Source organism: Plantibacter auratus (assembly GCF_050587365.1).
GTDB lineage: Bacteria > Actinomycetota > Actinomycetes > Actinomycetales > Microbacteriaceae > Plantibacter > Plantibacter auratus.
In genome coordinates, this window is record NZ_JBOBFV010000002.1 from 1,077,087 (window position 1) to 1,100,769 (window position 23,683).

The following is a 23,683-nucleotide window of genomic DNA, read 5'->3' on the forward strand; positions in this document are numbered from 1 at the left end:
GGGACGACCCCCGTCGGCCGCCCCGTGGACACCTTCGACGCGTTCGTCACGAGGCGCGCAGGGTGACCGTGTGCACCGTCACGTCCGCGAGGACCTCGGGGATCGGCTCGACCCCGAGACCTGGACCGGTCGGGATCGCGATGTCGCCGCCGTCGAGGACGAACGGCGCCGTGATGTCCTCGCGGTAGAAGCGGTCGGAGGCGGAGATGTCGCCCGGCAGCGTGAAGCCCGGCATGCCGGCCAGCGCCGCGTTGGCCGCCCTGCCGATGCCGGTTTCGAGCATGCCGCCGCACCAGACCGCGACCCCGTTCGCGCTCGCGATGTCGTGGATGCGTTTCGCCTCCAGGTACCCGCCTACCCGCCCGGGTTTGATGTTGATGATGGCGGCCGCGCCCCACGCGATGGCGTCGGCGGCGCGCGCCGCGGAGACGATGGACTCGTCGAGGCACATGGGGGTGGTCATCAGCGTCGCCAACTGCGCGTGCTGCCGGAGGTCGTCCTCGGCGAGCGGCTGCTCGATCAGGAGGAGGTCGAAGGCGTCGAGGCGCCGGAGCAACGGTGCGTCGAGCAGGGTGTAGGCGGCGTTCGCGTCGACCTGCAGGGGGATGTCGCCGAACCGCTCGCGCACGGCGCGCACGGGTTCGATGTCCCAGCCGGGCTTGATCTTCAGCTTGATGCGCACGTAGCCCTCGTCGAGGTAGCCTCCGACCGCGTCGAGCAGTTGCGCGGTGGACTCGTGGATACCGACGGACACCCCGGAGGGCACCCGGTCGACTGTTGCGCCGAAGAAGTCCGCGAAGGAGCGGCCCGCTGCGCGCAGCTGTGCGTCCAGCACGGCCATCTCGAGGGCGGATTTCGCCATGCGGTGTCCGACGATGTGCCGGAGGACGTGGCCGACCCGCTCCGCGGTGATGTCCGTCCCGGCCGCCTGCGCCGCGAACAGGATCGGGATCAGATAGCCCTCGAGCATCGACCGCGCGCCGTCGAGGTACTCCTCGGAGTACACCGGGTCGTTCAACGCAACGCACTCACCCCACCCGACGGTGCGGACGCCGTCCTCGAGCGCCGTGACCTTGACGAGGAGCGGGGTCCGCTCGGTCTGGGTGCTGAACGACGTGGTGAACGGGCTGACCAGGGGGAGCCGGACGGTGATGAGCTCGACGTCAAGGATGTGCATGGGTGCTCCTCTCCGCGCGGTAGAACCCGCTGCGGTCGAAATCGGTGAGCTGCCAGCCGTCGGCGAGCAGTCCTGTCGTGACCGAGCGCAACGCGTCGCGCCAGGCACGAGCGGTCGTCGCGTCCCGCGCCCGGAGGGCTTCGACGTCCTCCGGGAGGTCGATGCGGATGGCGTCGACGCCGTCTGCGGGTGCTGAGCCGATGATCGGCCCCTGGGGACCGCGGAGCAGCACCGCGACCGCCGGTTGCTCGAGCGGAGCGGCTCGCACGACCGGCGACGCCAGGTCCCACTCGAGCAGCATGCGGTCGCTCGGTTGGCCCAGGTTCAGCTCGTCGAGCATCGGCCCGTAGAAGTCGGGTAGGTACTCGACCGCCCGCCCGCCGAGTTTGCGGAGGTTGAAATACGCGTTGCGGGCGACGAGCGGGTCGAACGTCCACGTCATGGTGGTGACCGATCGCTCGAGGCACCAGGCGCGCTGGTGGAACTTCAGCGCCGCGCCGATCCCGTGTCCCGAGTACGCACGCAGCACACCCGTGATGTGGGAGTGCATCGCGTGGGCGAGCGGCGGGTGGAAGAACCCGACCGACGCGGCGACGAGCGCGTCGTCGACGAACGCTCCTGCGACGTAGTTGCCGGAGTGCACCATGGCGACGAGCATGCTCGGATCGAGCCTCGAGTGCTTCGCCTCCATGCCCCAGACGTCGGCCAGGAGGGCGGCAGCCGCGGCCATCTCGGCGGGCGACGCGAGCAGGCGGACGACGACCCCGCTCTGCTCGGCGTATCGACCCGCCGTCGTCTGCGCGTCGTCGAGGACGGCTGCGGCTGACGGTGCCGCCCGCGGTACCTCCGCGGTCGTCCGGCTGCTCATACCTCGACCTCGTCACGGACCTCACGCGGCAGGAATCGCAGGCCGACGTAGGTGCCGCCGCGGTGCGGTCGCACCTGCGCCCAGCCGGCGCTGCCCGGTGCCCGCATCACCCAGACGCCGGGAAGGGAGGACGGAATCAGCTTGACGACGTTCGCCGGCGTCGGTGCCGGGTCGGCGGTCCGGGTGTCGTCCGTCGAGGAGCCCGCCGAATCGTCGGTCGCATCCACCGCGCTCTCGTCCGCTGGTTCGGTGACGGCGCTCGCCGCCTCGGCCGCCGAGGTGGCGACCTCCGGTTCGCTCTCTGAGGGCACCACCTGGACCCGCTCGGTGACGACCATCTCGAGGTGCTCCTCGGCCTCGCGGATCTCGATGCCGAGGCCGCTGGTCCCGTAGGTGCCGAGCGCGACCTCCGCGGGGACCTCGGCGCGATCGATCGGACTGGCTCCCGCCGGTGCGTGCATCCCGGCGATGGTCGACGCGGCGCTCTCGAAGAGGTCGTGGTAGAGCCCGTCCGGGCGGCCACCAGTCGTGAGGAGACCGATCGCGAGCTGCTGATCGGGGAACACCCGGAGGTAGGCGCGCTGGCCGATCGTGCCGCCGTCGTGGCCGTACACGCGTGCACCGGACCATTCCTCGAGGAACCAGCCGAGTCCCCAACCGGTGAGCGACGGGTAGATGTCGGTCAGGTCGATCTGCTCCTGCTGCATCAGCACGGCGGACTCGCGCGAGAGGATCCGCGTCCCGTCGGCGGTCTCGCCCAGGCGGAGCCCCAACTCGGCGAAGGTGAGCAGGTCGCCGATGCTCGCCACGATGTTGCCGGCCGCCCCCATCGAACGGGTGATCGGCCAGACCGACGCGGGAACCCCGTCTGGGCGGTGTCCGGCGGCCGCAGCGAACCGGGGGACGTCCTCCAGGAGCGTCACGGTGTGCTCGAGACCGAGCGGCTGGATGAGCCGCTCGCGGAGGATCGCGTCGTACTGCCCGTCGCGGAGCACCTCGACGATCCGACCGAGGATGACGAATCCGGAGTTGCAGTAGGAGAAGCCGTCGTCGAGGGCGTGGACTTGGCGGGCGGTCTGCAGCGTCGCGACGTACAGCTCGATGCAGTCGTCGCCGCGCCCCGTGTTCGTGAACAGGTCGCCGTCGATGCCGCTCCGGTGGGAGAGCAGCGACCTGATGGTGACGTTCGCCGCGGTCTCCTCGTCGTCGAGCGCGAAGTCGGGCAGCACGGATCGGACGGTGTCCTCCAGCGAGAGCAGCCCCTCGTCCACGAGCTGCATGATGAGCGTGGTGGTCCAGACCTTGGTGATGGAACCGATCTGGAAGATGGCGTCCACACCGGCCGGTGCGCCCGTCGCGGCGTTCAGGACTCCGGAGGCGACCGTGGTGCGGGAGAGCGGTCGACCGTCGGCCGTCAGTTCGACGATGCCGAACTGCGCGCCGGTGACGCCGTATCGCTCACGCAGCACGTCGAGCTCGGACTGCCAGGCGGCGGTGTCGAGGGCGGCGCGGGCGGGACCGACGGAGCGGGCGGGCACGGGCGGCGTGTAGCGTTCGACCCAGTCGATGACGCGACGGTTGTAGTCCATCCGCTGGCTGAGCGATCCCGTGACGACGAACGCGTGGGTGGCGCCGGGGTACGAGACCAGACGCACGGGCACCTCCTGCGATCGCAGGCCCGAGAACCACTGCTCGGCCTGGTTGAGCGGGCAGCGCTGGTCCTGGGCGCCGTGCAGGATGAGCGTCGGCGTCGTCACGTTCCCGACCGCGCTGATCGGCGATGCGGCGAGGAACTTCTCGGCGTCGTCGACGACCGTGCCGCCGACGGAGATCTTCGCGAGGTAGCCTCCGGCGTCGGACGCCCCGGCCACCGCCGTGAAGTCGCAGACCAGACCGCCCGCGACGGCCGCCGCGAACCGGTCACTGTGAGCGGTGAGGTAGGCGGTGCTGAAACCGCCGTAGCTGTAGCCGGTCACCGCGAGGCGGTCGGCGTCGACGAGACCCTCCGCGATCAGCGCGTCGATCGGTTCATGGAAGTCGGGGCCGTCGGCGCTTCCCCAGCCGCCGATGACGGCGCGCATGAACTCCTCGCCGTAGCCGTCGGAACCGCGCGGGTTCAGCGTGAGGACCCGCCAGCCCGAGGCCGCGAGCACCTGGTGGTACAGGTGGGCGCTGTCCGCGACGCCGGTCCACGAGTTGTGTGGTCCGCCGTGGATGTCGAGGAGGAGTGGCGCGGCACCGTCGGTCTCGGGAGCGGAGAGCAGCCATCCGTGCACGGTGCCGCCGTCGGAGATCTCGAACTCGCGCTGCTCGGCGGCGAGGACCGTGACGTCGGGCAGAGCGTCCGCGGTGAGGGTCGTGAGGACGGACACCTCGCCGGTGTCCAGATCGACGACGGCCACCTCGCCGAAGCTCGACTGCGTCGTCAGGATCACCGAAGCGCGGCGGGCGTCGCGGGCGACGGAGAGGGCGGAGACCACCTCGTCCTCGTTCGCGATCACCGTGCGGAGGCCGTTGCCGTCGGTGCCGATGGCGTACAGGTGGGTCCATCCGCGATCGCGGACGCAGAAGACGATCTCCGCGGCCCCGCCGGCGTGATGGCTGAGTCCGGGACGGCCGCCGGGGTAGCCGGGGCCGCCGAGCATCACGTTCCGGTCCAGGTCCGCCGTGAGGGCGACGTCCGGCTCGTCGTCACCGCCGCCGAGCAGGATGAGCTCCGCGTTCCCGACACGGAGGTCGGCACCTCCGACCGCGACCAGGCCGTCGTCGTCGAGGCGCAGCAGCGGCCCGCCGATGAAGGTGGCCGAGCCGACTGGCGCCGGGGCGACGATCGGGTCGTCGACGACGATCCGGTAGGCACGCGAGACGTTGTCGAGATCGCCGTCCGGTTCGAGGTCGGCGGTGAATGCGAGGCCGGTGCCGTCGGTCGACCAGGCGGGCTCTCCCGCGTTCCAGTCACCGTCGGTCAGGCGTCGTGCGGGCGCGTCTCCGGTCGTGTCGACGACGAACAGGTGCATGCGCTTGTCGCCCAACCAGCCGACGCCGTCCACCTTGTAGCCGAGACGGTCGGTGACGATCGGTGCCTCGGGATCGGCGCCCGCCGTGCGGGTGACCGGTGCGGTGAAGGCGATCCGAGCGCCGTCCGGGCTCCAGGCGGCCGCTCCGGCGCCCATCGGAAGCGTCGAGGCCGAGGTCAGACGGACGGGCTCGCCGCCGTCGAGGTCGAGGCGGTGCAGCTGGGGTGCCCCCTCGACGACTCGGAGGAACGCGAGGGATCCGCCGTCGGGGGAGAAGCGCGGGCTGCTGTCGCCGGGGCCGGCCGTCATCCGCCGGGCTGCGCTGCCGGACCGGACGCTCCAGAGTGACGTCGTGGTCTTGCCGGCGACCACCTCGGAGCGGGTGAACACCACGAGTCCACCGTCCGGCGAGATGGCGGTGTCGGTCGGGGTGACGAGTCGTGCGAGGTCGTCGATGGTGAGTGAGCGGGTCATGCGTTGGTTCCTTCCGAGGTGAACAGCGGGACGCCGAGGCGAGGTACGGCGCCGATGAGTTCGCGGGTGTAGTCGTGTGCGGGGCGCTCGAGGACGTCGAGGACGGGGCCGTGCTCGACGATCCGACCGTCGCGCATCACGGCGACCTCGTCGCAGAGCTGGCGTACGACGGCGAGGTTGTGGCTGATGAAGAGGACGGTCAGGGAGAGCCGCTCGCGGATTTCCGACAGGAGGTTGAGTACGGACCCCTGCACCGACACGTCGAGCGCGGAGGTGATCTCGTCCGCGAGGAGCACGTCGGGTTCCGCAGCGAGTGCCCTGGCGATCGCGACGCGCTGGCGCTGGCCACCGGAGAGACCGCCCGGCAGTGACGACGTCCGGTCGGGATCGAGGTGGACCAACTGCAGGAGTTCGGCGGTCCGTTGCCGGCGTTGTGCCGCCGTGCTGCGGCCCGTCGACGATCCCTGGCGGCGCGAACGACGGTCGGTGACCTCGATGGCCTCCTCGATCGAGGCGCCGATCGTCATCCGTGGGTCGAGACAGGAGTAAGGGTCTTGGAACACCATCTGGATGCGCTGGCGACGGATGGCGTTCTTGCCGCGGGCATGGGCGACATCGACCCCGTCGAGGAGGATCCGGCCATCGCTCGGCTCGTGCAGCCCGACGGCCGCCCGCGCGATGGTCGACTTGCCGGAACCGGACTCGCCGACGAGACCGACCATCGCCCCTGACGCGATGAACAGGTCGACCTCGGACACGGCGTGGACGGCCGACCGGCCTGCTCCGAAACGGACGTCCAGGCCCTGGAACTCGAGACTGCTCATGCGTTCACTCCCTGTGTCTCCGTCGTCCGGGTCCGCGCCGCTTCGGTCTGGAAGTCGGTCCCCTCGGCGATCGTCGCGAACGGTGTGCCCGGCTCGGCGTCGAAGTCCGGCACGGCGTCGAGCAGTGCCCGCGTGTAGGGGTGCTGCGCTTCACCGGCCAGGAGTGCGTCCACGCTCAGGTCCTCGACCATCCGGCCGCGGTACATCACCATCACGCGGGTGCAGAGGCCCGTGACCACGGCGATGTCGTGCGACACGAGCAGCACGGCGGCCCCCGTCTCGCGGTTCACGGCGTGCAGCAGGCTGAGCACCTCGCGCTGCACCGTGACGTCGAGCGCGGTGGTGGGCTCGTCCGCGATGATGAGCGCCGGTTCGCCCATGAGTCCCATGGCGATCATCGCCCGTTGCCGCATACCGCCGGAGAACTCGTGCGGATACTGCTTCGCGCGTCGCTCCGGGTCGGAGATCCGGACGTCGGCGAGGCGCCCGACGGCCCGTTCGGCTGCTGCACGGCGACCGAAGCCCTCGTGCAGGAGGCCGATCTCCGCGACCTGTGGGCCGATGCGCAGGGCCGGGTTGAGGGACGTCGAGGGGTCCTGGAACACCATCGCCAGCCGGGTGCCGAGCTGCTTCGCGAGTGCCCGGGTGGAGGCTCGGCCGGGGACGACGCCGTGGCGGGTGAGTTCGCTGCCGTCGAAGCGCACGCGCCCCGCGGTGACGACGAGCGGATCCTCCAGCAGCGCCGCGACGGCCAGGCACGTGAGCGACTTCCCGGAGCCCGATTCACCGACCAGCCCGACGATCTCCCCGGGAGCGATGTCGAAGTCGACGCCCGCGACGGGATGGGTCCAGCCGGCTCCCGACGGAGCCGCCACATGAAGGTCGCGGACGCTGAGCACGGCGTCGGACGCCGCGTCGAGCGCTGCGGGTTCGGCCTCGACGCGGGCCGAACGCGGGGCGCGCGTGGTCTGGCGTCGGCTGCCCAGCGAATCGATCCCGAACGCACGCGACAGGGTCTCGCCGAGGAGGGTGAAGACGACACCGGCGAAGATGACCGCCGCACCGGGGGCCAGCGCCGTCGCCGGGTTCACATAGATCTTCGCGAGCCCTTCGTTGAGCATGCGGCCCCAGTCCGTTTCCGGCGCCTGTACCCCGAGACCGAGGAAGGACAGCCCGGCGAACGCGATGAGCGACCCGCCGGCGCCGATGCTGGCGTTGACGATGAGCGGTTCCCGGACGTTCGGCAGGATGTGCCGGACGAGGATGCGCCACCGCGGGACGCCGAGGATCCGCGCGGCCGACACGAAGTCGCGACCGGCGATACTCGCGGACATCGTCTGCGCGAGCCGTGCGAAGAACGGGATCATGGCGAACCCGATCGCGAGGACGGCGCCGAGTGACGACGCTCCCACCGAGATCGAGAGCACGATGGCGAGCAGCAGCGACGGGAAGGCGAGGGCGATGCCCGTGCCGCTCACGATGAAGGCGGCTGCCGGTCGCGGGAGGATCGACGGCAGGAAGCCGACGACGATACCGAGCGTGACGCCGATCGCGGTGGCGGCGAGCGCCATGACCACCGACAGCCGGGTCGCGGTCATCACTCTCGCGAACACGTCGCGTCCGGCCGCATCGGTGCCGAACGGGTGCGCGGCACTCGGCTTCGCGGACAGCTGGGTGACGTCCGTCACCATCGACTGCGTGCCCCAGATGACGGGGCCGAGGACGGTCGCGGTGATGAGGATGGCGAGCCCGACGATGGTGGCGATGCCGAGCGGGGATCGAAGCACGCGTGAGACCCGGCTCGGGCCACGTCGGTCGGTGGACTGCACGGTCGCCATGTCAGTTCTCCTTCAGGGCGCTGCGGGGGTCGAGCAGGACGAGGACCACGTCGACGAGCAGCGTGACGAGCAGGACGATGAGTCCGTAGAGGATGATGACGCCCTGGGCGACCGGGTAGTCCTTGTCCCTGATGGAGTTGACGATCGTGAGCCCGAGTCCCGGCCAGGAGAAGATCGTCTCCACGAGGACCGTTCCGGCGATGAGCCCGCCGAGGACGAGTCCGCCGATGGTGAGCGCCGAGGTGAGCAGGTTGGGCAGTGCGTGTCGCAGGTAGACGCGCCAGGCCGGCATGCGTTTCGCCCGAGCCGTCCGGATGTAGTCCTGGTCGAGCACGGTGAGTGCCTCGGCCCGCACGATGCGCGACATGGCCGCGATGCTGCCGATCGAGAGTGCTGCGACGGGGAGCAGGTACGACGCAGGGCCGGTCCGGCCGGCGACCGGCAGGAGATGGAGCTGAACGGCGAACACGTAGATGAGACCGACGCCGATGAGGAACTCCGGCACGACGGCGAAGAATCCGCTCACCGAGGTGTAGCCGAGCTCGAGACCGCGTCGCCGCCCGCCGCGGGTGAGTGCGGCGGCGGCGAGACCGATCGGGATCGCGAACACGAGCATCGTCACGAGGGCGAGCAGTGCGAGTTCGAGGGTGGCCGGGAGGCGCTGGGCGATGATCTGCGAGACGGGGATCTGGAGCGAGAACGACTCACCCAGGTCGCCCGTGAACAGCCCCTGCCAGAAACGCAGGTACTGCTCCCAGAGCGGCAGGTTCAGTCCGAGGGCTTCCCTGCGGGCTTCCACGACAGCGGGCGTGGCGTTGATGCCGAGCGCGTTCCGGATGGGGTCACCGGGGACCAGGCGGATCATGAAGAAGGACACGGTCACCAGCACCACGATCGAGATCGCGAGGCGACCGAGCCTCCGGAGGAGGAACGCGCTCCAGGTGCCGCGCGCGCGGCCCTGGCGGCGTTGACGCGTCGCCGTGAGGGCGCCGCTCCCGGTCGTCGATGCGATCTGCTGTTGCGTCATGATGCCGGCGACCGCTACTTCAGGACCCGGATGCCGGCACCGGGGATGAGCCCACCGGAGGGGTCGATCACGGTCGTGGCGCCGTTAAAGTACATGTTGCTCTTCGTGATCGAGATCGGGATGATGTCGGCCGATTCGAACAGTGCGCGCTCCGCCTGCTCCCAGGTCGCGCAGGACTCGTCGCCGGCGAGCGACGCGGCCGTGGTGGCCAGCTCGGTGTACTCCGGGTTGTCGACCGAGGCGAAGTTGATGCCGTCCGGCGGGATCGCTCCGGACAGGTAGGGCGGGAGGATCGACGGGGTGTTGGTCTGGATGGTGAGACCGAGCACGACGCTCCAGGAGCTCGGGTCGACCGCCGAGAAGGTGTTCGACAGGAGGGCGTTGCGGTCACCACCGACGAGCTTGACGGTGACGCCGAGCTCCTCCCAGAGCCCGGCGAGGTATTCCGCACCGGCGCTCTGCGCATCGATCGAGTTGATGTACACGACGCTGATGGCGAGTGGACTGCCGTCGCGCTCCAGCTTGCCGCCGGCGCCCTTCGTCCAGCCAGCGTCGGCGAGCGTCTTGGCGGCCGCCTTCGCGTCGAAGCCCGGGACCGCGCCGTCGACGCTGTCGTAGGTGCACATGAGTGGTTCGGGAGCGAGGAGCGAGGTCGCCCGCACGCCCTTCTCCGCGGTGTTGATCGTCGTGTACGTGTCGAGGTCGGCGGCTTGGATGAGCGCCTGGCGTACCGCGACATCGGCCGTCGGCAGCCCCTCGTACTGGTTGAACATGATCTCGCCGGACATCGCGGAGTAGGAGCGGGAGTCGAGCGACGCGCCGATCACGCGTTCCTCATCGGCGCCGGTGACGGGAGCGGCGTTCAGCTCGCCGGCGAGGAGCAGGTTCGCGGCGGTGCTCGGGTCGGTGACGATCTTGACGGTCACCGTCTTCGGCACCCCGGCTGCGGCGGTCGTGAGACCGTCAGGGCCCCAGGTGTAGTCGTCGCGACGTTCGAGCGTGATGTGGTCGTTCGGCACGACCTCGGTGATGGTGAACGGACCGGTGCCGACGCTGGCGGCGCTGGCCGCCTTCGGGTCCTCGAGCGCGGCGGGACATGCGAGGGCGGCGGAGCCGATGATCTTCAGGAGGAAGGGCGACGGGCCGGGCGTCGTGACGGTCAGGACGTCACCCTCGGCGGTCGCGACGGTACCGGCCGGGACGGTCGTGCCCATGAGCGGGGAGCCGTTGGCGGGGTCGGCGACCCAGGAGAAGTTGTCGGCGGCGACCTGGGCGGTGAACGGTGTGCCGTCCGAGCAGGTGATGTCGTCCCGCAGCGTGAAGGAGACGCGGTCCGCGCCGTCCTCCCAGCTCGTGGCGAGATACGGCTTGGGGTCGCCCGTCGATGGCTCGACGAAGAGCAGGGAGTCGTAGGCGTAGGCGTTGACGAACTGGGCGGAGACGAGGTTGGTGACGAGCGGGTTCAGGTCGCCGGGGTCCTGCGAGATCATCGTCGTGAACGTGCCGTCCTCGGCGAAGTCCTCGGAGGACGACCCTCCCGGTGCGGCGGCGCTGCAGGAGACGAGGGCGAGCATGCCGACTGCGGCGAGGGCCGCGGTGGCGAGGGCGCGTACGGTCATTCGATCGGCCTTCTGTTCGATGTGTGGGCGGCGGATGACGGTTACGTCACCGGTTGTTCAACCTTGCGCCCTGCCCTCGAACCGATCATCGTGTGATCGGACCAGTATCGACGTCCCGATCGTCGGATCGAACAGTCCGCGATCGCATCAGCCGAGCAGACGGAGCTGCAGCATCAGACCGAATCGGCTGGCGGCATCGTCGAGGTCGATGCCGGCGATCTCGGACAGTCGACCCAGTCGGTAGCGGAACGTGTTCGTGTGCACATGCATCGCCTGGGATGCCGAACGGACGTCCCCGAAATGGTCCAACCAGGAGCGGAGTGTCGCGACGAACTCGGTCCCGTGCTGCGCGTCGTAGGTGCGGAGGGTCGCGAGCGGGCCGGTGGCGACGATCCCGTCGACCGCCAGCGAATCGGAGATCCGCAGCATCAGCCAATCCACCTGCACCTCGTCGGCGGTCGCCACCTGCTCGCCGACGACCGCACGGTTCCGGAGCACACGGAGCGCCCCATCGGCCTCGGACTTCGACTCGGTGAGCGCCGACACACTCGGAACCACGCTCCCCACGCCGGCGAAGAACCGGCTCGGCGCGTCCATCCGCGACACGAACTCCCGCGCGAGCTGCACCATCTCGGACTGCATCCGCTCATCGGCCGCACGCAGCGGGACGACCGCATAGATCACCCCGCCGAGGAGCGCGGCGATGGCCCTCGGGTAGATCGGCTGCAGGTACATGTTCAAGGTGCTCGTCACCCGCTGCAGCTCCGCCTCCGATCTCGCTTCGTCGCCTGCTCCGCGCTCGCCGGGTCCGAGGGCGATGACGCACGCGGCGTCGGCGGCGATGTCGAGCTGTGTCGCCGCCTCCCGCGCGCGGATACCGCCGTCGAGCAGCATGCTGACGAGCCCGAGCCGCAATCGAGCGGAGGCGTCGAACGCCACGCGCGCTCGCAGCATGGTGAGCGCGACGACGCGCGCAGCTTCCACCATGCCCTGGGCCCGCTGAGCTGTGAGCGGCTCCTCGACGACCGCCCAGATCGACCCGAGGACCTCCTCGCCGGCCTTCACCCGCATCGCGACGCGGGGGAGGCTTCCGCTGACGACGGACTTCACGAAGACCGGTGTCGGCGAGGTGTAGATCTGGCGGAACACCCCCTGGGCGCGGTGCATGTCGCCGTAGACGTCGGGCACCTGCAGGCCGAGGATGGTCTGCCGCCGCGGTTCATCCGTGCCGGCCTGGTCGGCGGAGAACGCCAGCACACGTGAGGACAGGTTCTCGATCGTGACGGGTGCCTGCAGGAGAGCGGCGACCGCGTCGGCGAGTTCGAAGAGCTCGGCCGCCGCATCCGTCCCCGAGCCGACGATGCCGCTCTCCGAGCCCTCGGGGCTCAGCGTCGAGTTCAGCATGGTCGCCACCTGGATCCACGAGGCGCCGCGGATCAGCCCGAGGAGCACCATGTCGCTCTCTGCGATGGCCTCGGCGACCTCGCGACTCGTCGGCACCGGTTCACGCACCACGAGCGCGACCGCCCCGTCCGCCGCGAGAGAGCGGATCTGGGCCGCCATCTGATCCGGGCCGGTGAGACCGACGCCGAGCACGATCGTGCCGCTCGTGATCGTCGGCGGGTCGAGCGGGTCGTAGAGGACGACCGCAGACACCTGCGTGCTCGCATCCAGGTGCCCTGCCTCCAGCGAGAGCAGTGTGGAGCCGAGCCGATCGAACAGCCGTCCCAGCGTCGCTGCAGGGGTGACTCGATCCGGCGTGCGCTGCTCGTTCATCTGACCCATTTCTGCTCGATCGAACAGCTCGAACCCCCCAGAGTTGGACTCTTGGACGAATCGGCTCCATTGGTGCACGAAGATACTGGGTGGATGACGATCACTCAAGACTCCGATCCGGTCATCGCAGCTCGGATCGAATCGGTCCTCGAGCCGCTCGGTGTCCGCGGATACGTGCACGCCGTCGACATCGACTCGGGCGTCGAGGTCGGGCTGGACGCCGACACCGACGTCGTCACCGCGAGCGTCTTCAAGCTGCCCGTGCTCGTCGAGCTCGCTCGGCAGTACGAGGCCGGAGCCCTCGACCCACGACAGCGGATCCACGTCGGAGCCGATGAGCGCCGCACCGACGGGCCGACCGGCCTCTCGATCCTCCTCGACGACGTCGAGCTGTCGCTCCGTGACCTCTCCGTCCTGATGATGTCCGTGAGTGACAACCGGGCCAACGACCTCATCGCCGATCTCGTCGGCCTCGACTCGGTGAACGCCACGATGCGGAGCTTCGGGCTCGAGCGGACGGTCGTCCCGGTGGACTGCGACGCACTGTTCCGCATGATGGCCGAGGACCTCGGCGAGTCACTGGGCGAACTGGAGGTTCGCCTTCGGGCCGGGACCCTGACCGCCGCCGACCTCGCGCAGCTGCAGTCCTCACGGGTCTCGAACCCCGAGTCGAACGACCGGACGACGCCCCGGGAGATCACGACGCTGCTGGCGGCCGTCTGGCGCGACGAGGTCATCGGGGCGGCCGCTGCGGCCGAGGTGCGCCGGGTGCTCGGGTTGCAGGCCTGGTCACATCGACTCGTCGCAGGATTCCCCGATTCCCGCGTGAAGGTCAGTGGCAAGACGGGCACGCTCTTCTTCATCCGCAACGAGGCGGGTGTCGTGGAGTACCCGGACGGCGGACGGTACGCGGTGGGGGTGTTCCTCCGGGAGTCGAGCCTCGAACTGCGCCACCCCGATGCCGACCGCGCGATCGGCACGGTGGCCCGCGTCGCCGTCGACGCTCTGCGTTCGAGCCAGGGACTACCGGTATGAGTGCGGTGAAGGTGTACCTGTCGGTCGACATGGAGGGCATTGCAGGGATCGCGACGTTCGACCAGGTGGTCCGCGGCGGGCATGGATACCCGCGTTCCCAGGAGCTCATGACGCTGGAGACGAACGCGGCGATCTCGGGTGCGTTCGACGGGGGTGCCACGGAGGTCGTCGTCAACGACTCGCACGGCACGATGGACAACCTCCTGCACGAACTGCTCGATCCCAGGGCCCGTCTCGTCTTCGGGAGCCCGAAGCTGCAGTGCATGGCCGAGGGGCTCACAGCCGACTGCGACCTCGCGCTCTTCATCGGCTACCACGCGCCCGCCGGCGGGCCGGGAGTCCTCACGCACACCTTCTCCAGTCACTTCACGGGCGTCCGGATCAACGGTCAGGCGGTGTCCGAGGCGGAGGTCAACGCCCTGTACGCGGCGTCGCTCGGTGTTCCGGTCGGTCTCGTGACGGGCGACGATGTCATCTGCGAGGTCGTGCGGGATCGGATCCCCGGTGCTGCGGTCGCCGAGGTGAAAATCGCTCACGGGTACGCCGCGACGAATTCGCTCGCGCCGTCGGTGGCCAGGGAGGTCGTGCGTTCAGCCGCAGAGCGTGCCGTCCGGGGTCACGCCGAGCTGCCGCGGCCGGTGCTGCCGGAGGAGCTGGTACTGGAGGTCGATCTGCCACTCACGGTCGCGGCCGAGATGGCCGTCGGGATCCCGGGTGTCGAGCGCGTCGGTGACCGCACCGTGCGCCGGACCCTGGCAACGACGGATGAGGTCATCGGCATCATCACGGTCTACTACCAGCTCGCGGCAGCGGCCGTCGCCGCGCGGCAAGCACTCATCACTCGCGTCTGAGCCCGCGAACTGTCAGTTGATGCGGGTGTTCGCGGCCCGCACTGTTCCGAAGTGACAGTTCGCGAGCTGGGACGGGCTCAGCCGCCGGTGATCGCCCGGACCGCGTCGCCGATGATGAGATACCACCCGTAGACGGCGAGGGCGAGCCCGATCACCCACCACCATCCCGTCCGCCGGGACAGGCGTCTGCCCTGCCCGGCCACGCCCCGAGGCGGACGGATCAGTGGGAACGCGCCCGGCATCGTGGCCGCGCCGACGGGTTCCAGTCGGCGGTCCCGCCAGCGCTCCCACTGCGTGATGCGCTCGGTCAGGATGTCGACGACCGACATCAGCCACGTCCACACCTCGGGGTCGAGGGTCGAGAGGTCCTTGGGTGAGTAGAGGAAGAGGTGGTCGTCGACGATCTCGACATCGAGCTCGGCGACGGTGTCGATGAACCTCGCCATGATGTCGGGCGTGAAGAGGTAGAGGGCGTCGGTCTCGTACCCGCGCGGGCAGTACAGCTCGAAGTGGCGGTCGAAGTCGCCTTCGAGCGACAGCCGCTGGTCCTTGGCGTAGGTGACGGGCAGACGGGGGTGCAGGAGCGAGTTGTTGCCGACGGCGTCTAAGACGATGTGGGGGAGCGCCACCGGCAGCCGGAGGGCCACGTAGCCCCAGCGGTGCTCCTTGCGGTTCCGTCCCGAACCGATGGTCGTGCGCAGGTTCCCGACAGACAACGGCGACCGGCCGCCCCGCCACAGCAGGTCCCTGACCACGCTCGTCCCGCCCATCGTGAAGATCAGGCCGGGCAACGCCACCGGTATGGCGAACGGACGGTAGCTCAGGCCGTTCGCCCGCGCGAACCGGTCCAGCCGGAACTGGCGGACGCCGCTGCGTCGTCGGACCGTGCGCACCAGCAGGACGAGCATGCCGACGGGTAGCGCGAGGTAGGGCAGGAGGATCAGGGCCGACCAGTCCCAGGGCTCGGCCGGGATCGAGCCGTCTTCGAGCACGAGCCACCAGGCGGAGAGGAAGCCGACCGGCAGCACTGCCAGCACGACGGCGGGCCAGATCGCCGCCATGAGTGGTGGACGGACCTCGCCCGGGAGGCCCCTGCGGTACTCGCGGAGTGCGCGTCGGTCGATCCGTTCGGTGAGTGCTCGCGTGTCCGGCGTCGTGGTTCGAGTCGTCGGTGCGGTCATCGCACGTCGGGTGTTCCGTGGGGTACGGGCACGGGCGTCATCGTCGCGAGCGTCCGACCAGGGCGGTTCGCCGCGACGGTGAGTGCCCGGCCGGCCGCATGGACCAGTGTCTCGAGCGGTCCGCGACGCTTGGTGAGGGCGATGATCCAGCCGAGGAGGAGCGCGCCGGCGACGTGTACGAGCCAGAGCTGCGGGCTCGAGATGAGCCACGCCGTGTCCGCATACGTCCCGGCGATCGCGGCGACCAAGGCGCCCACCGACGCCATGAAGACGTGCGCCGAATAGACGGTGAGCGGAGCGGCCCCGGCGCCGGTCGCCGGCAGGAGCGCGAGTGACCATCCGCGGTTCAGGACGGTGCCGAGCGCCAGGCACAGGCCGATGACGACCGCCGCGATCCCGATCGTGAAGACGAGGTCGAGCGTGGTGCCCGAGTGCGGAGCGCGGGCGACGAGCCACCAGAAGGACTCCGTGGGGCTCGTGCCGTACATCCCTTCGGCGAGGGCGTCCTCGACGGCGGTGATCGTCGTCGGATCGGGCTCGAGGCCGCCGGTCCAGGCGCGCGCGATGCCCTGCACGCCGCCGACGGGACCGAGGAGCAGGGCGGCGAGGCGATCCGCGGCGATGGCGACGACGAGTCCGATCGCCGCGAGCCGGAGTGCGAACCGGCGCAGGGTCCCGTTCGCCCGCGCATCCATGAGCAGCCGGCCGACCGCCATCCCGACGAGGACGTAGACGATCCAGGTGAGTGCCGGGTACACCCCGGTGAGGAGCAGCCCGCGGGCGAACCCACCGCTCGAGACATCGAACCAAGACGCACTGCCGATCTCGGGGGAGTCGACGCCACTGAGCGGCACCCGGAGCGCCTGCGAGCAGATCGGCCAGACCACCGCCCAGACGGCCGCGACGATCAGCAGCGTGCGCGGACGCCATGTGACGGCCGGGATCGCGAGCCAGAAGGTCACGCCGTAGTAGGCGATGATCACGTAGATGCCGCCGGGCAGGACGCCGAGGGTGAGGCCGAGGACGAGCAGGGCGAAGCCGCGTCCGAAGAGGTTGAGGCGCGCGGCGGCGGGAGAACCGGCGGCGAGGTCGCGGCGGCTCGTGAGCACGATCCCGATCCCGGCCAGCACGGCGAACAGGGCCGCGGCCTTGCCCGACAACACTTCCGTGATCGGCGTGTGTCCACCGGTCGCGATGTCGAACGCCCAGACGTGCGTGGCCATCATGCCGATGAGCGCAAGGAAGCGCGCGAGGTCGAGACCGATCAGTCGGTCGGCGCGCTGTCGGCTGGCTGGGGTGCTCATCGGGTCCAGCATCCCACGCGTGGCGGCTCCGCGACAGGCCCGCGGTGGCGGTACGGGCTCCCGTCCGGTACGCTGTGAAGGTTGCCCGGGTGCGTCCGCTCTGTTCTCGCCCGATCGCAACGATGCTTACACCCTCCTGCCACAGAAAGTCTGTGGCCGTTCGAGTCCGAAGGAGGTGGGTTAGTGACGCATCAGTACGAACTCATGGTCATCCTCGACCCCGAGATTGACGAGCGCACGGTTGCACCGAGCCTCGACAAGTTCCTCAACGTCATCCGCAACGATGGTGGAACCATCGACAAGGTCGACATCTGGGGCCGTCGTCGTCTCGCTTACGAGATCAACAAGAAGACCGAAGGCATCTACGCCGTCGTGGACTTCACTGCATCGAGCGCTGCCACGCAGGAGCTCGACCGCCAGTTGAAGCTCTCCGAGGCCGTCATGCGCACCAAGGTGCTGCGTGCCGAAGAGGCCATCGCTCAGGTCGCCACCGAGACGAAGCGCAGCGAAGAGAAGGCCGCCCGCAAGGCTGCCGCCAAGCCCGCTGCTGCTGTCGCCGCGGCTCCCAAGGCAGACGCGGCTCCGGCTGCGGCTGAGACCAAGGAAGCCTAGGGCTCATGGCCGGCGAGACCGTCATCACCGTGGTGGGCAACCTGACCAGCGATCCGGAACTGCGTTTCACGCAGAACGGCCTGGCTGTCGCCAACTTCACCATCGCTTCCACGCCGCGCAACTTCGATCGCGCGACGAACGAATGGAAGGACGGCGAAGCGCTGTTCCTGCGCGCGAGCGTCTGGCGTGAATTCGCCGAGCACGTGGCCGGATCGCTCACCAAGGGAAGCCGCGTCATCGCGACCGGGCGTCTCAAGCAGCGTTCCTACGAGACGAAGGAAGGCGAGAAGCGGACTTCGATGGAACTCGAAGTCGACGAGATCGGCCCTTCGCTCCGGTACGCGACCGCGACCATCAGCCGTGCACCCTCCGGTGGCGGCGGCGGTGGTCAGCAGCGCGGCGGCGGAGCTCCGCAGGTGCAGCAGAACGAGCCCTGGGCTCAGAGCGCACCCGCAGCTTCCGGCGGCAACGGCGGTGCAGATGCCTGGAACACTCCGGGCAGCTACAGCGACGAGACCCCCTTCTAAACAGATTCGATCGGTCCGGTTCTGCCGGCTAGCCGATCACTCCATTCACACGCAAAGGAACAACCATGGCTGGAAAGTCGAGCGGCGACCGCCGCAAGCCTGCCCGCGGTGCTAAGGGCGGCAAGAACGTCGCTCCCGCGAAGGCGATCCGCGTTGGTGTCATCGATTACAAGGATGTCGCCACGCTTCGCAAGTTCATCTCCGAGCGAGGAAAGATCCGCGCTCGTCGTATCACCGGTGTCAACGTCCAGGAGCAGCGACTCATCGCACGTGCGGTCAAGAACGCACGCGAGATGGCGCTCCTGCCCTACGCCGGCTCTGGCCGCTAGGAGGCGCCGCACATGTCGAAAGTGATTCTGACGCACGAGGTCTCCGGCCTCGGCTCCGCTGGTGACGTCGTCGACGTCAAGAACGGCTACGCTCGCAACTTCCTCGTGCCCCAGGGTTTCGCAACCCCGTGGACCCGCGGTGGCGAGAAGCAGGTCGAGCAGATCAAGTCGGCCCGCGCTGCGCGCGAGCACGCCACGATCGAAGAGGCCCAGGACCTGAAGGCTCGCCTCCAGGCCACCAAGGTCAAGCTCACGGTCAAGACGGGTGGCGAAGGCCGTCTGTTCGGTTCCGTGAAGCCTGCCGACATCGCGAAGGCCGTGGCGGAAGCCGGGCTGGGCGAGGTCGACAAGCGCAAGATCGAGATCCACACCCCGATCAAGTACGTCGGCGAGCACGAGGCCACCATCAGCCTCCGCGACGAGATCGTCGCCACGATCACCCTTCAGGTGGTCGCGGCCAAGTAGTACCCGCCGTGCGGTGTCGGGCCTTCGGGTCCGGAGCCTCATGCACGTCGTGATGAGCGCGATGGCGGTGGACCGAGAGGTCTGCCGCCATCGCGTTTTTCTGTGCCCAGAAGAGGGGCGACGGGCCGCCCCGACGGCTGTGTGCTACACCCGTTTCGCCCTCTGCGTCAAGCAAGTTGTACACAGGTGACCCCCGTTCTCCCCAACGTTCGACACAGGATCGAAAGAACTTTCCACACACAGCCTGTGGAATCGGAATCACCTGGTCAGGAGCGTATTGGGCGCCAGAAAAACTTCTCTCTCCACAGGGTTTCCCACAGCTTGTGCACACGACACGCGGCGTTTCCCCCGATCTCTCCACAGAGTTATCCACAGGCAGAGTTGGTTGTGGAGACGAGTGGCCCTATCGTGAGTCATCGGCGTCTCGGAACAGCCGGACGAGCAGGCTGAGCAGCCCTCGTCCGTAGCCCTCGAGCGCCCCGCAGGGCCCGTGCGTGTCGCATGCTCCTGCTACACCTGAGCCGTCACCACCCGCACCACCCGAGTCCACATCGAGAAGGGATGTCCACTTGTCGATCGCTCACCTCAACCGCTCCGAAGGCGGCGGATCGTACGACGAGCCGCGCGGCAATGAGCGGGTCCCTCCGCACGACCTCCTCGCGGAGCAGAGTGCACTCGGCGGCATGCTGCTGTCCAAGGACGCGGTCGCCGACGTGGTCGAGACGCTCCGTGGCGTGGACTTCTACATCCCCAAGCATGAGGTCATCTACGACGCCCTCCTGACGCTGTACTCGCACGGTGAGCCCACCGACGTCATCACCGTCACCGACGAGCTCGTCAAGACGGGCGAGCTGTCCCGCGCCGGTGGAGCTGACTACCTCCACACGCTGACGAGCCTCGTGCCGACCGCGGCGAACGCCGGCTACTACGCCCGCATCGTCGCGGAGCGCGCGCTGCTGCGTCGTCTCGTCGAGGCTGGCACCCGCATCGTGCAGATGGGCTATGCGGCCGAGGGTGAGGCCGTGGAGCTCGTCAACTCTGCCCAGGCCGAGATCTACGCCGTCTCCGGTAACCAGGAGGTCGAGGACTACGTCCCGCTGACCGACGCGGTGAGTGCCGCGATCGACGAGATCGAGGCCGCCAAGCACACCGATGGTTCCATGACCGGCGTGCCGACGGGCTTCCGCGAGCTCGACGAACTGACGAACGGTCTGCACCCGGGTCAGCTCATCATCGTCGCCGCCCGACCCGCTATCGGTAAATCCACGCTCGCGCTCGACTTCGCCCGTGCAGCCTCGGTTCACTACAACCAGCCGTCGATCTTCTTCTCGCTCGAGATGGGGCGCAGCGAGATCGCGATGCGTCTCATGAGCGCTGAGGCGTCCGTGCCGCTGCAGCTCATGCGTAAGGGAACGGTCGACTCGCAGGACTGGACGAAGATCGCGCAGGTGCGTGGCCGCATCAACGACGCACCGCTCTACATCGACGACAGCCCGAACATGACGCTCGTCGAGATCCGCGCGAAGTGCCGTCGACTCAAGCAGCGCGTGGGTCTGAAGATGGTCGTCATCGACTACCTGCAGCTGCTCACGTCCGGTAAACGTGTCGAGAGCCGTCAGCAGGAGGTCTCGGAGTTCTCCCGTGCGCTGAAGCTCATGGCGAAGGAGCTCCAGGTCCCCGTCATCGCGCTGTCGCAGCTGAACCGTGGTGCTGAGCAGCGGGCCGACAAGATGCCGGCACTGTCCGACCTCCGTGAGTCGGGCTCGATCGAGCAGGACGCCGACATGGTGGTGCTCCTGCACCGTGAGTCCGCCTACGAGAAGGACAGCCCGCGAGCCGGCGAGGCCGACCTCATCATCGCCAAGCACCGTAACGGCCCGACCCGCACGATCACCGTGGGCTTCCACGGGCACTTCTCGCGCTTCGCCGACATGGCGCCGGGGATGTAGTGTGAACGCTCAACGCAAAGTGTCGCTTCGCAACCTAAAGCGTCGCTTTCTGTTCGGAGCGACACTTTAGGCTGCGAGAACGCTCCGGTGGCGGCTTGGTGGCGGTGAGACCCTCCGAGGTGCAGTGCAGCCATCTGAGCGTTGCTGAAGGGTGGCTACTGGCTGCTGCGGGCCGTCTCCGATGCGTTCGAGGTGAACCGGTGAGTCCCAGATCCTACTTCTGTCGAGATTTCTCCGAACACGATGTCCGCCCGGACGCCGGGGGGTACTTCGACGGTGAGGGAGACCGCTCCGGTGTCGTCACGAGCCCAGGCCGACGACGCACGGCCGAACGGGGTGTCGATCGTGACCGCGGCGGAGGTCAGGCCCCCGCCGATGATGGGGGCGATGCGGAGGCGGGCGTATCCAGGAGCTGCGGGCGCGAGGCCGGCTATGCGCTCCTGCAGGAATGCGGCGACGGCACCGAATGCGTAGTGGTTGTGTGATGCTTCGGGTTCGCCCTCCTTGTAGCCGGTCCAGGTCTCCCAGGTGGTCGTTGCTCCGCGTTCGACGGCCTGCAGCCAGGATGGGGCGCTGGTCTGGAGCAGGATGCTCAGAGCGACGTCGGGGTGGCCGGTGTTGACGAGTGTGTCGAGGAGCATCGGTGTGCTCAGGAATCCGGTGGCCAGGTGGTTCCCTGCCTGCTGGACGAGTCCGACGAGGCGGGTAGCCGCTCGGTCGCGGTGCTGTGGTTCCAGGAGGTCGAACGCGAGGGCGCGGACGTAGTCGTCCTGCCGGTCGTCACCGATGCGCCCTCCGCCGTCGGCCACGAAGGCGGCCCGCCAGGCGGAGCTGGCGTTCTCGGCCAGGGTGGCGTAGCGATGGGAATCCGCGTCTTCGCCCAGGACGTCGGCGATCCGGGACAGGAGTCGTGCGGAGTGGGCGAGGTAGGCCGTTGCGACGCTGGTGCGTCGTCCGAGGAAGTTCCCGGGCATCTCCGACGCGAGAGATTCTCCGGGTCGGAGCCACTCTCCCCAGTGATAGCCGGTGTCGACGACGTACCGCTCGAGTTGTCCGACGCCGCGCCGCAACCTGCGCCTGATGCCTCGTTTGCGCGCGGCGCGCGTCGCCAGCTGGTCCACCCACGCCTTCGAGCTGGCGTACTGGTCGCGAAGTGCCGCGGTGTCGCCGTAGTACTGGTACAGCGTCCACGGGAGCATGACAGCGACATCGCCCCATCCTGCCGAGGTGCGGGTGAAGCCCAAGGGGTTGCGGCTGATCCCTGGTGCTGCCTCCGAGGGGATGAACGGAGGGATCGTTCCGTCTGAGTGCTGCTCTGCCGCGAGGTTGCGGAGGTAGCGGCGAAGGTAGGCGCCGGCGTCGACGAGTTGCACGGCGGTGGTCCCGAACACTTGGATGTCTCCCGTCCAGCCGCTGCGTTCTCGGGTCGGGCAGTCGGTCGGGGTGTCGGTGAAGTTCGAGCGCAGTGACCACACGACGTTTTTCCACAGCTGGTTCAGCCGGTCATCCGAACTGTGGAACTCGCTGACCGCAGGGAGTGGCGTCGAGAGGACGATGGCCTCGACGTCGTCCGCGGAGATCGGGTCGGCGAGCCCCTCGATGCTCAGGTAGCGGAAGCCTTTGATCGTGGCGCCGGGGGTGTAGACGACGGGTTCGGCTGCCAGGATCGCCTCATCGCGCTGGAACCAATCCTTCTCGGACGGGCCGCCCCCGAGGTAGCCGGTCGCGATCTCCCCGCTCGAGGCCAGCACCTCGCTGTACAGCAGCCGCACCGTGGCGCCCTCGGGGCCTGACAGGCGGACGCGTGCGACGCCGGAGAGGTTCTGGCCGAAGTCGATCAGCTGCTTGCCCGATGGGGTCCGTGACACTGTCCCGGGGCGTTGGTCGATCTGCTCGACCCGTGCGACGGATTCCGCGATCATCCGGCGCCGCTCAGGGACGACCACCGCTGAGACGGAGCCTTCCGCGGGACCCTGCAGCCACGGCAATTCCGGGAGGCGAAGGTCGACCCGCTCACCGTCCTTCGGGTCCGCGACCCGCACCCGCCCGTGGCTGGCAGTCCAACCTGCGTCACTCGTCGCCTGGACCGTAGTGCCGTCGGCGAGTTCCAGTTCCAGCTGCAGGAGCGCGGCGAGTTGGTCGCCGTAGCGGTTGGGGAGGGAGAAGGCGCCGAGGCGTCCGCGGAATCGTCCTTCGGAGACGATGATGCCGATGGTGTTGGTGCCGGCCCGCAGCGCGTGGACGGTGTCGTACACCTGGTACTCCGTGTACTCGTGGAACGGTGTCCACCGCGGCACCAGGGCGGTACCGGTGATGTCGTGCTCGTTGATGAAGAGCCGGTACCAACCAAGCGCGCTCGCGTACGCACGCGCTCGGACGACGTCCCCTGGAAGCTCGATCGTCGTCGAGAGGTAGATGCTGCGGGGGTCGTTCTTTTTGGTGAGCGGGTGGCTGATCCAGTCGGCCTGCCAGTCGCTCGGACTCAGAAGCCCGGTCTCGAACGACGCGGCAGCCCACTCACTGACGGCGCCTTCGGCTCCGTGCACCCGCACCCGCCAGTGGTACTCGGTGCGGGACCGGAGCGCGACGCCGGCATAGAAGACGCCGTAGGGGGTCGTGCTCCTCACCCGGCCGCTCGTCCAGAGGACGTCGTGAAGGGCGAACGACGAGTCGGTGGAGACTTCGATCTCGTATCCAAGCTGTGAAGGTGCGTCGTTCGGGAGCTTCCAGGCGAATTCCGGGGTGGCTGAGTCGATGCCGAACGGCGCGGGGCGTCGATCGACGGTGAGCGAGTGCGGGGTCATGGTGGA

Annotated in this window: 18 protein-coding genes; 7 read left to right on the top strand and 11 right to left on the bottom strand. The window is 68.9% G+C overall.

Annotated features, from left to right (window positions below; all coding sequences use genetic code 11):
• Nucleotides 1–46: 46 nt before the first annotated feature.
• The 8 genes from menC to ACQ3HE_RS12315 all read right to left on the bottom strand — a co-directional run bounded on the left by menC (nt 47) and on the right by ACQ3HE_RS12315 (nt 12,620).
• The gene (gene menC / locus ACQ3HE_RS12280; protein ID WP_124767784.1) at nt 47–1,177 is read right to left on the bottom strand and encodes an o-succinylbenzoate synthase; all 1,131 of its coding nucleotides are present in this window, start codon (nt 1,175–1,177) and stop codon (nt 47–49) included.
• Entirely contained in the window at nt 1,164–2,045 is an 882-nt protein-coding gene (locus ACQ3HE_RS12285) for a GNAT family N-acetyltransferase (RefSeq protein WP_430892945.1), read from the bottom strand. The genes menC and ACQ3HE_RS12285 overlap by 14 nt, the downstream gene beginning before the upstream one ends.
• The gene (locus tag ACQ3HE_RS12290; protein ID WP_430892946.1) at nt 2,042–5,536 is read right to left on the bottom strand and encodes a serine hydrolase; all 3,495 of its coding nucleotides are present in this window, start codon (nt 5,534–5,536) and stop codon (nt 2,042–2,044) included. Before ACQ3HE_RS12290 ends, ACQ3HE_RS12285 begins: the two co-directional genes overlap by 4 nt.
• Nucleotides 5,533–6,360 (bottom strand): ABC transporter ATP-binding protein, encoded by an 828-nt coding sequence (locus tag ACQ3HE_RS12295; RefSeq protein ID WP_430892948.1) that lies wholly within the window; start codon nt 6,358–6,360, stop codon nt 5,533–5,535. Before ACQ3HE_RS12295 ends, ACQ3HE_RS12290 begins: the two co-directional genes overlap by 4 nt.
• Complete coding sequence (locus ACQ3HE_RS12300; protein WP_430892950.1) at nt 6,357–8,198, bottom strand: dipeptide/oligopeptide/nickel ABC transporter permease/ATP-binding protein; 1,842 nt, start codon at nt 8,196–8,198, stop codon at nt 6,357–6,359. Before ACQ3HE_RS12300 ends, ACQ3HE_RS12295 begins: the two co-directional genes overlap by 4 nt.
• A gap of 1 nt (nt 8,199) precedes the next feature.
• The gene (locus ACQ3HE_RS12305; protein WP_430892952.1) at nt 8,200–9,225 is read right to left on the bottom strand and encodes an ABC transporter permease; all 1,026 of its coding nucleotides are present in this window, start codon (nt 9,223–9,225) and stop codon (nt 8,200–8,202) included.
• 14 nt (nt 9,226–9,239) lie between these two features.
• Nucleotides 9,240–10,844, bottom strand: coding sequence for an ABC transporter substrate-binding protein (locus tag ACQ3HE_RS12310; protein ID WP_430892954.1), 1,605 nt, complete (start codon nt 10,842–10,844; stop codon nt 9,240–9,242).
• Nucleotides 10,845–10,991: 147 nt separating this feature from the next.
• Nucleotides 10,992–12,620, bottom strand: coding sequence for a PucR family transcriptional regulator (locus ACQ3HE_RS12315; protein ID WP_430892956.1), 1,629 nt, complete (start codon nt 12,618–12,620; stop codon nt 10,992–10,994).
• 93 nt (nt 12,621–12,713) lie between these two features.
• Here ACQ3HE_RS12315 and ACQ3HE_RS12320 point away from each other — a divergent pair, with 93 nt between their 5' ends.
• Together ACQ3HE_RS12320 and ACQ3HE_RS12325 are read left to right on the top strand one after the other, a co-directional pair.
• The gene (locus ACQ3HE_RS12320; protein WP_430892957.1) at nt 12,714–13,655 is read left to right on the top strand and encodes a serine hydrolase; all 942 of its coding nucleotides are present in this window, start codon (nt 12,714–12,716) and stop codon (nt 13,653–13,655) included.
• Nucleotides 13,652–14,506 carry a M55 family metallopeptidase gene (locus tag ACQ3HE_RS12325; protein ID WP_430892959.1) on the top strand — a complete coding sequence of 285 codons (855 nt, stop codon included), beginning with the start codon at nt 13,652–13,654 and terminating at the stop codon, nt 14,504–14,506. Before ACQ3HE_RS12320 ends, ACQ3HE_RS12325 begins: the two co-directional genes overlap by 4 nt.
• Before the next feature lie 77 nt (nt 14,507–14,583).
• Here the strand turns inward: ACQ3HE_RS12325 and ACQ3HE_RS12330 are convergent, their stop codons facing one another.
• Together ACQ3HE_RS12330 and ACQ3HE_RS12335 are read right to left on the bottom strand one after the other, a co-directional pair.
• The gene (locus tag ACQ3HE_RS12330) at nt 14,584–15,687 is read right to left on the bottom strand and encodes a hypothetical protein (protein WP_430892961.1); all 1,104 of its coding nucleotides are present in this window, start codon (nt 15,685–15,687) and stop codon (nt 14,584–14,586) included.
• On the bottom strand, nt 15,684–16,991 hold the full coding sequence (locus ACQ3HE_RS12335) for a heparan-alpha-glucosaminide N-acetyltransferase domain-containing protein (RefSeq protein ID WP_430892962.1): 1,308 nt from the start codon (nt 16,989–16,991) through the stop codon (nt 15,684–15,686). Before ACQ3HE_RS12335 ends, ACQ3HE_RS12330 begins: the two co-directional genes overlap by 4 nt.
• A 204-nt stretch (nt 16,992–17,195) precedes the next feature.
• On the opposite strand from ACQ3HE_RS12335, the gene rpsF reads away from it, so the two are divergent.
• From rpsF to dnaB, 5 genes are all read left to right on the top strand, one after another.
• Nucleotides 17,196–17,603, top strand: a complete 408-nt coding sequence (rpsF, locus tag ACQ3HE_RS12340; RefSeq protein WP_194718777.1) for a 30S ribosomal protein S6 — start codon at nt 17,196–17,198, stop codon at nt 17,601–17,603.
• Between the two features lie 5 nt (nt 17,604–17,608).
• The gene (locus ACQ3HE_RS12345; protein WP_064295656.1) at nt 17,609–18,130 is read left to right on the top strand and encodes a single-stranded DNA-binding protein; all 522 of its coding nucleotides are present in this window, start codon (nt 17,609–17,611) and stop codon (nt 18,128–18,130) included.
• A 65-nt stretch (nt 18,131–18,195) separates the two neighbouring features.
• Nucleotides 18,196–18,459 (top strand): 30S ribosomal protein S18, encoded by a 264-nt coding sequence (gene rpsR / locus ACQ3HE_RS12350; protein ID WP_056010351.1) that lies wholly within the window; start codon nt 18,196–18,198, stop codon nt 18,457–18,459.
• A 12-nt stretch (nt 18,460–18,471) separates the two neighbouring features.
• Nucleotides 18,472–18,924: a 50S ribosomal protein L9 gene (gene rplI / locus ACQ3HE_RS12355; protein WP_056010352.1), complete on the top strand. Its 453-nt coding sequence runs from the start codon at nt 18,472–18,474 to the stop codon at nt 18,922–18,924.
• Between the two features lie 575 nt (nt 18,925–19,499).
• Complete coding sequence (dnaB, locus tag ACQ3HE_RS12360) at nt 19,500–20,873, top strand: replicative DNA helicase (protein WP_369808454.1); 1,374 nt, start codon at nt 19,500–19,502, stop codon at nt 20,871–20,873.
• Nucleotides 20,874–21,028: 155 nt separating this feature from the next.
• Here the strand turns inward: dnaB and ACQ3HE_RS12365 are convergent, their stop codons facing one another.
• Complete coding sequence (locus ACQ3HE_RS12365; RefSeq protein WP_430892964.1) at nt 21,029–23,677, bottom strand: family 78 glycoside hydrolase catalytic domain; 2,649 nt, start codon at nt 23,675–23,677, stop codon at nt 21,029–21,031.
• Nucleotides 23,678–23,683: the final 6 nt, after the last annotated feature.

What these genes read in the sequence shown, in the direction of transcription:
- menC (WP_124767784.1), bottom strand. Translation starts at nt 1,177, where the DNA reads ATGCACATCCTTGACGTCGAGCTCATCACCGTCCGGCTCCCCCTGGTC.
- ACQ3HE_RS12285 (WP_430892945.1), bottom strand. Translation starts at nt 2,045, where the DNA reads ATGAGCAGCCGGACGACCGCGGAGGTACCGCGGGCGGCACCGTCAGCC.
- ACQ3HE_RS12290 (WP_430892946.1), bottom strand. Translation starts at nt 5,536, where the DNA reads ATGACCCGCTCACTCACCATCGACGACCTCGCACGACTCGTCACCCCG.
- ACQ3HE_RS12295 (WP_430892948.1), bottom strand. Translation starts at nt 6,360, where the DNA reads ATGAGCAGTCTCGAGTTCCAGGGCCTGGACGTCCGTTTCGGAGCAGGC.
- ACQ3HE_RS12300 (WP_430892950.1), bottom strand. Translation starts at nt 8,198, where the DNA reads ATGGCGACCGTGCAGTCCACCGACCGACGTGGCCCGAGCCGGGTCTCA.
- ACQ3HE_RS12305 (WP_430892952.1), bottom strand. Translation starts at nt 9,225, where the DNA reads ATGACGCAACAGCAGATCGCATCGACGACCGGGAGCGGCGCCCTCACG.
- ACQ3HE_RS12310 (WP_430892954.1), bottom strand. Translation starts at nt 10,844, where the DNA reads ATGACCGTACGCGCCCTCGCCACCGCGGCCCTCGCCGCAGTCGGCATG.
- ACQ3HE_RS12315 (WP_430892956.1), bottom strand. Translation starts at nt 12,620, where the DNA reads ATGAACGAGCAGCGCACGCCGGATCGAGTCACCCCTGCAGCGACGCTG.
- ACQ3HE_RS12320 (WP_430892957.1), top strand. Translation starts at nt 12,714, where the DNA reads ATGACGATCACTCAAGACTCCGATCCGGTCATCGCAGCTCGGATCGAA.
- ACQ3HE_RS12325 (WP_430892959.1), top strand. Translation starts at nt 13,652, where the DNA reads ATGAGTGCGGTGAAGGTGTACCTGTCGGTCGACATGGAGGGCATTGCA.
- ACQ3HE_RS12330 (WP_430892961.1), bottom strand. Translation starts at nt 15,687, where the DNA reads ATGACCGCACCGACGACTCGAACCACGACGCCGGACACGCGAGCACTC.
- ACQ3HE_RS12335 (WP_430892962.1), bottom strand. Translation starts at nt 16,991, where the DNA reads ATGAGCACCCCAGCCAGCCGACAGCGCGCCGACCGACTGATCGGTCTC.
- rpsF (WP_194718777.1), top strand. Translation starts at nt 17,196, where the DNA reads ATGGTCATCCTCGACCCCGAGATTGACGAGCGCACGGTTGCACCGAGC.
- ACQ3HE_RS12345 (WP_064295656.1), top strand. Translation starts at nt 17,609, where the DNA reads ATGGCCGGCGAGACCGTCATCACCGTGGTGGGCAACCTGACCAGCGAT.
- rpsR (WP_056010351.1), top strand. Translation starts at nt 18,196, where the DNA reads ATGGCTGGAAAGTCGAGCGGCGACCGCCGCAAGCCTGCCCGCGGTGCT.
- rplI (WP_056010352.1), top strand. Translation starts at nt 18,472, where the DNA reads ATGTCGAAAGTGATTCTGACGCACGAGGTCTCCGGCCTCGGCTCCGCT.
- ACQ3HE_RS12365 (WP_430892964.1), bottom strand. Translation starts at nt 23,677, where the DNA reads ATGACCCCGCACTCGCTCACCGTCGATCGACGCCCCGCGCCGTTCGGC.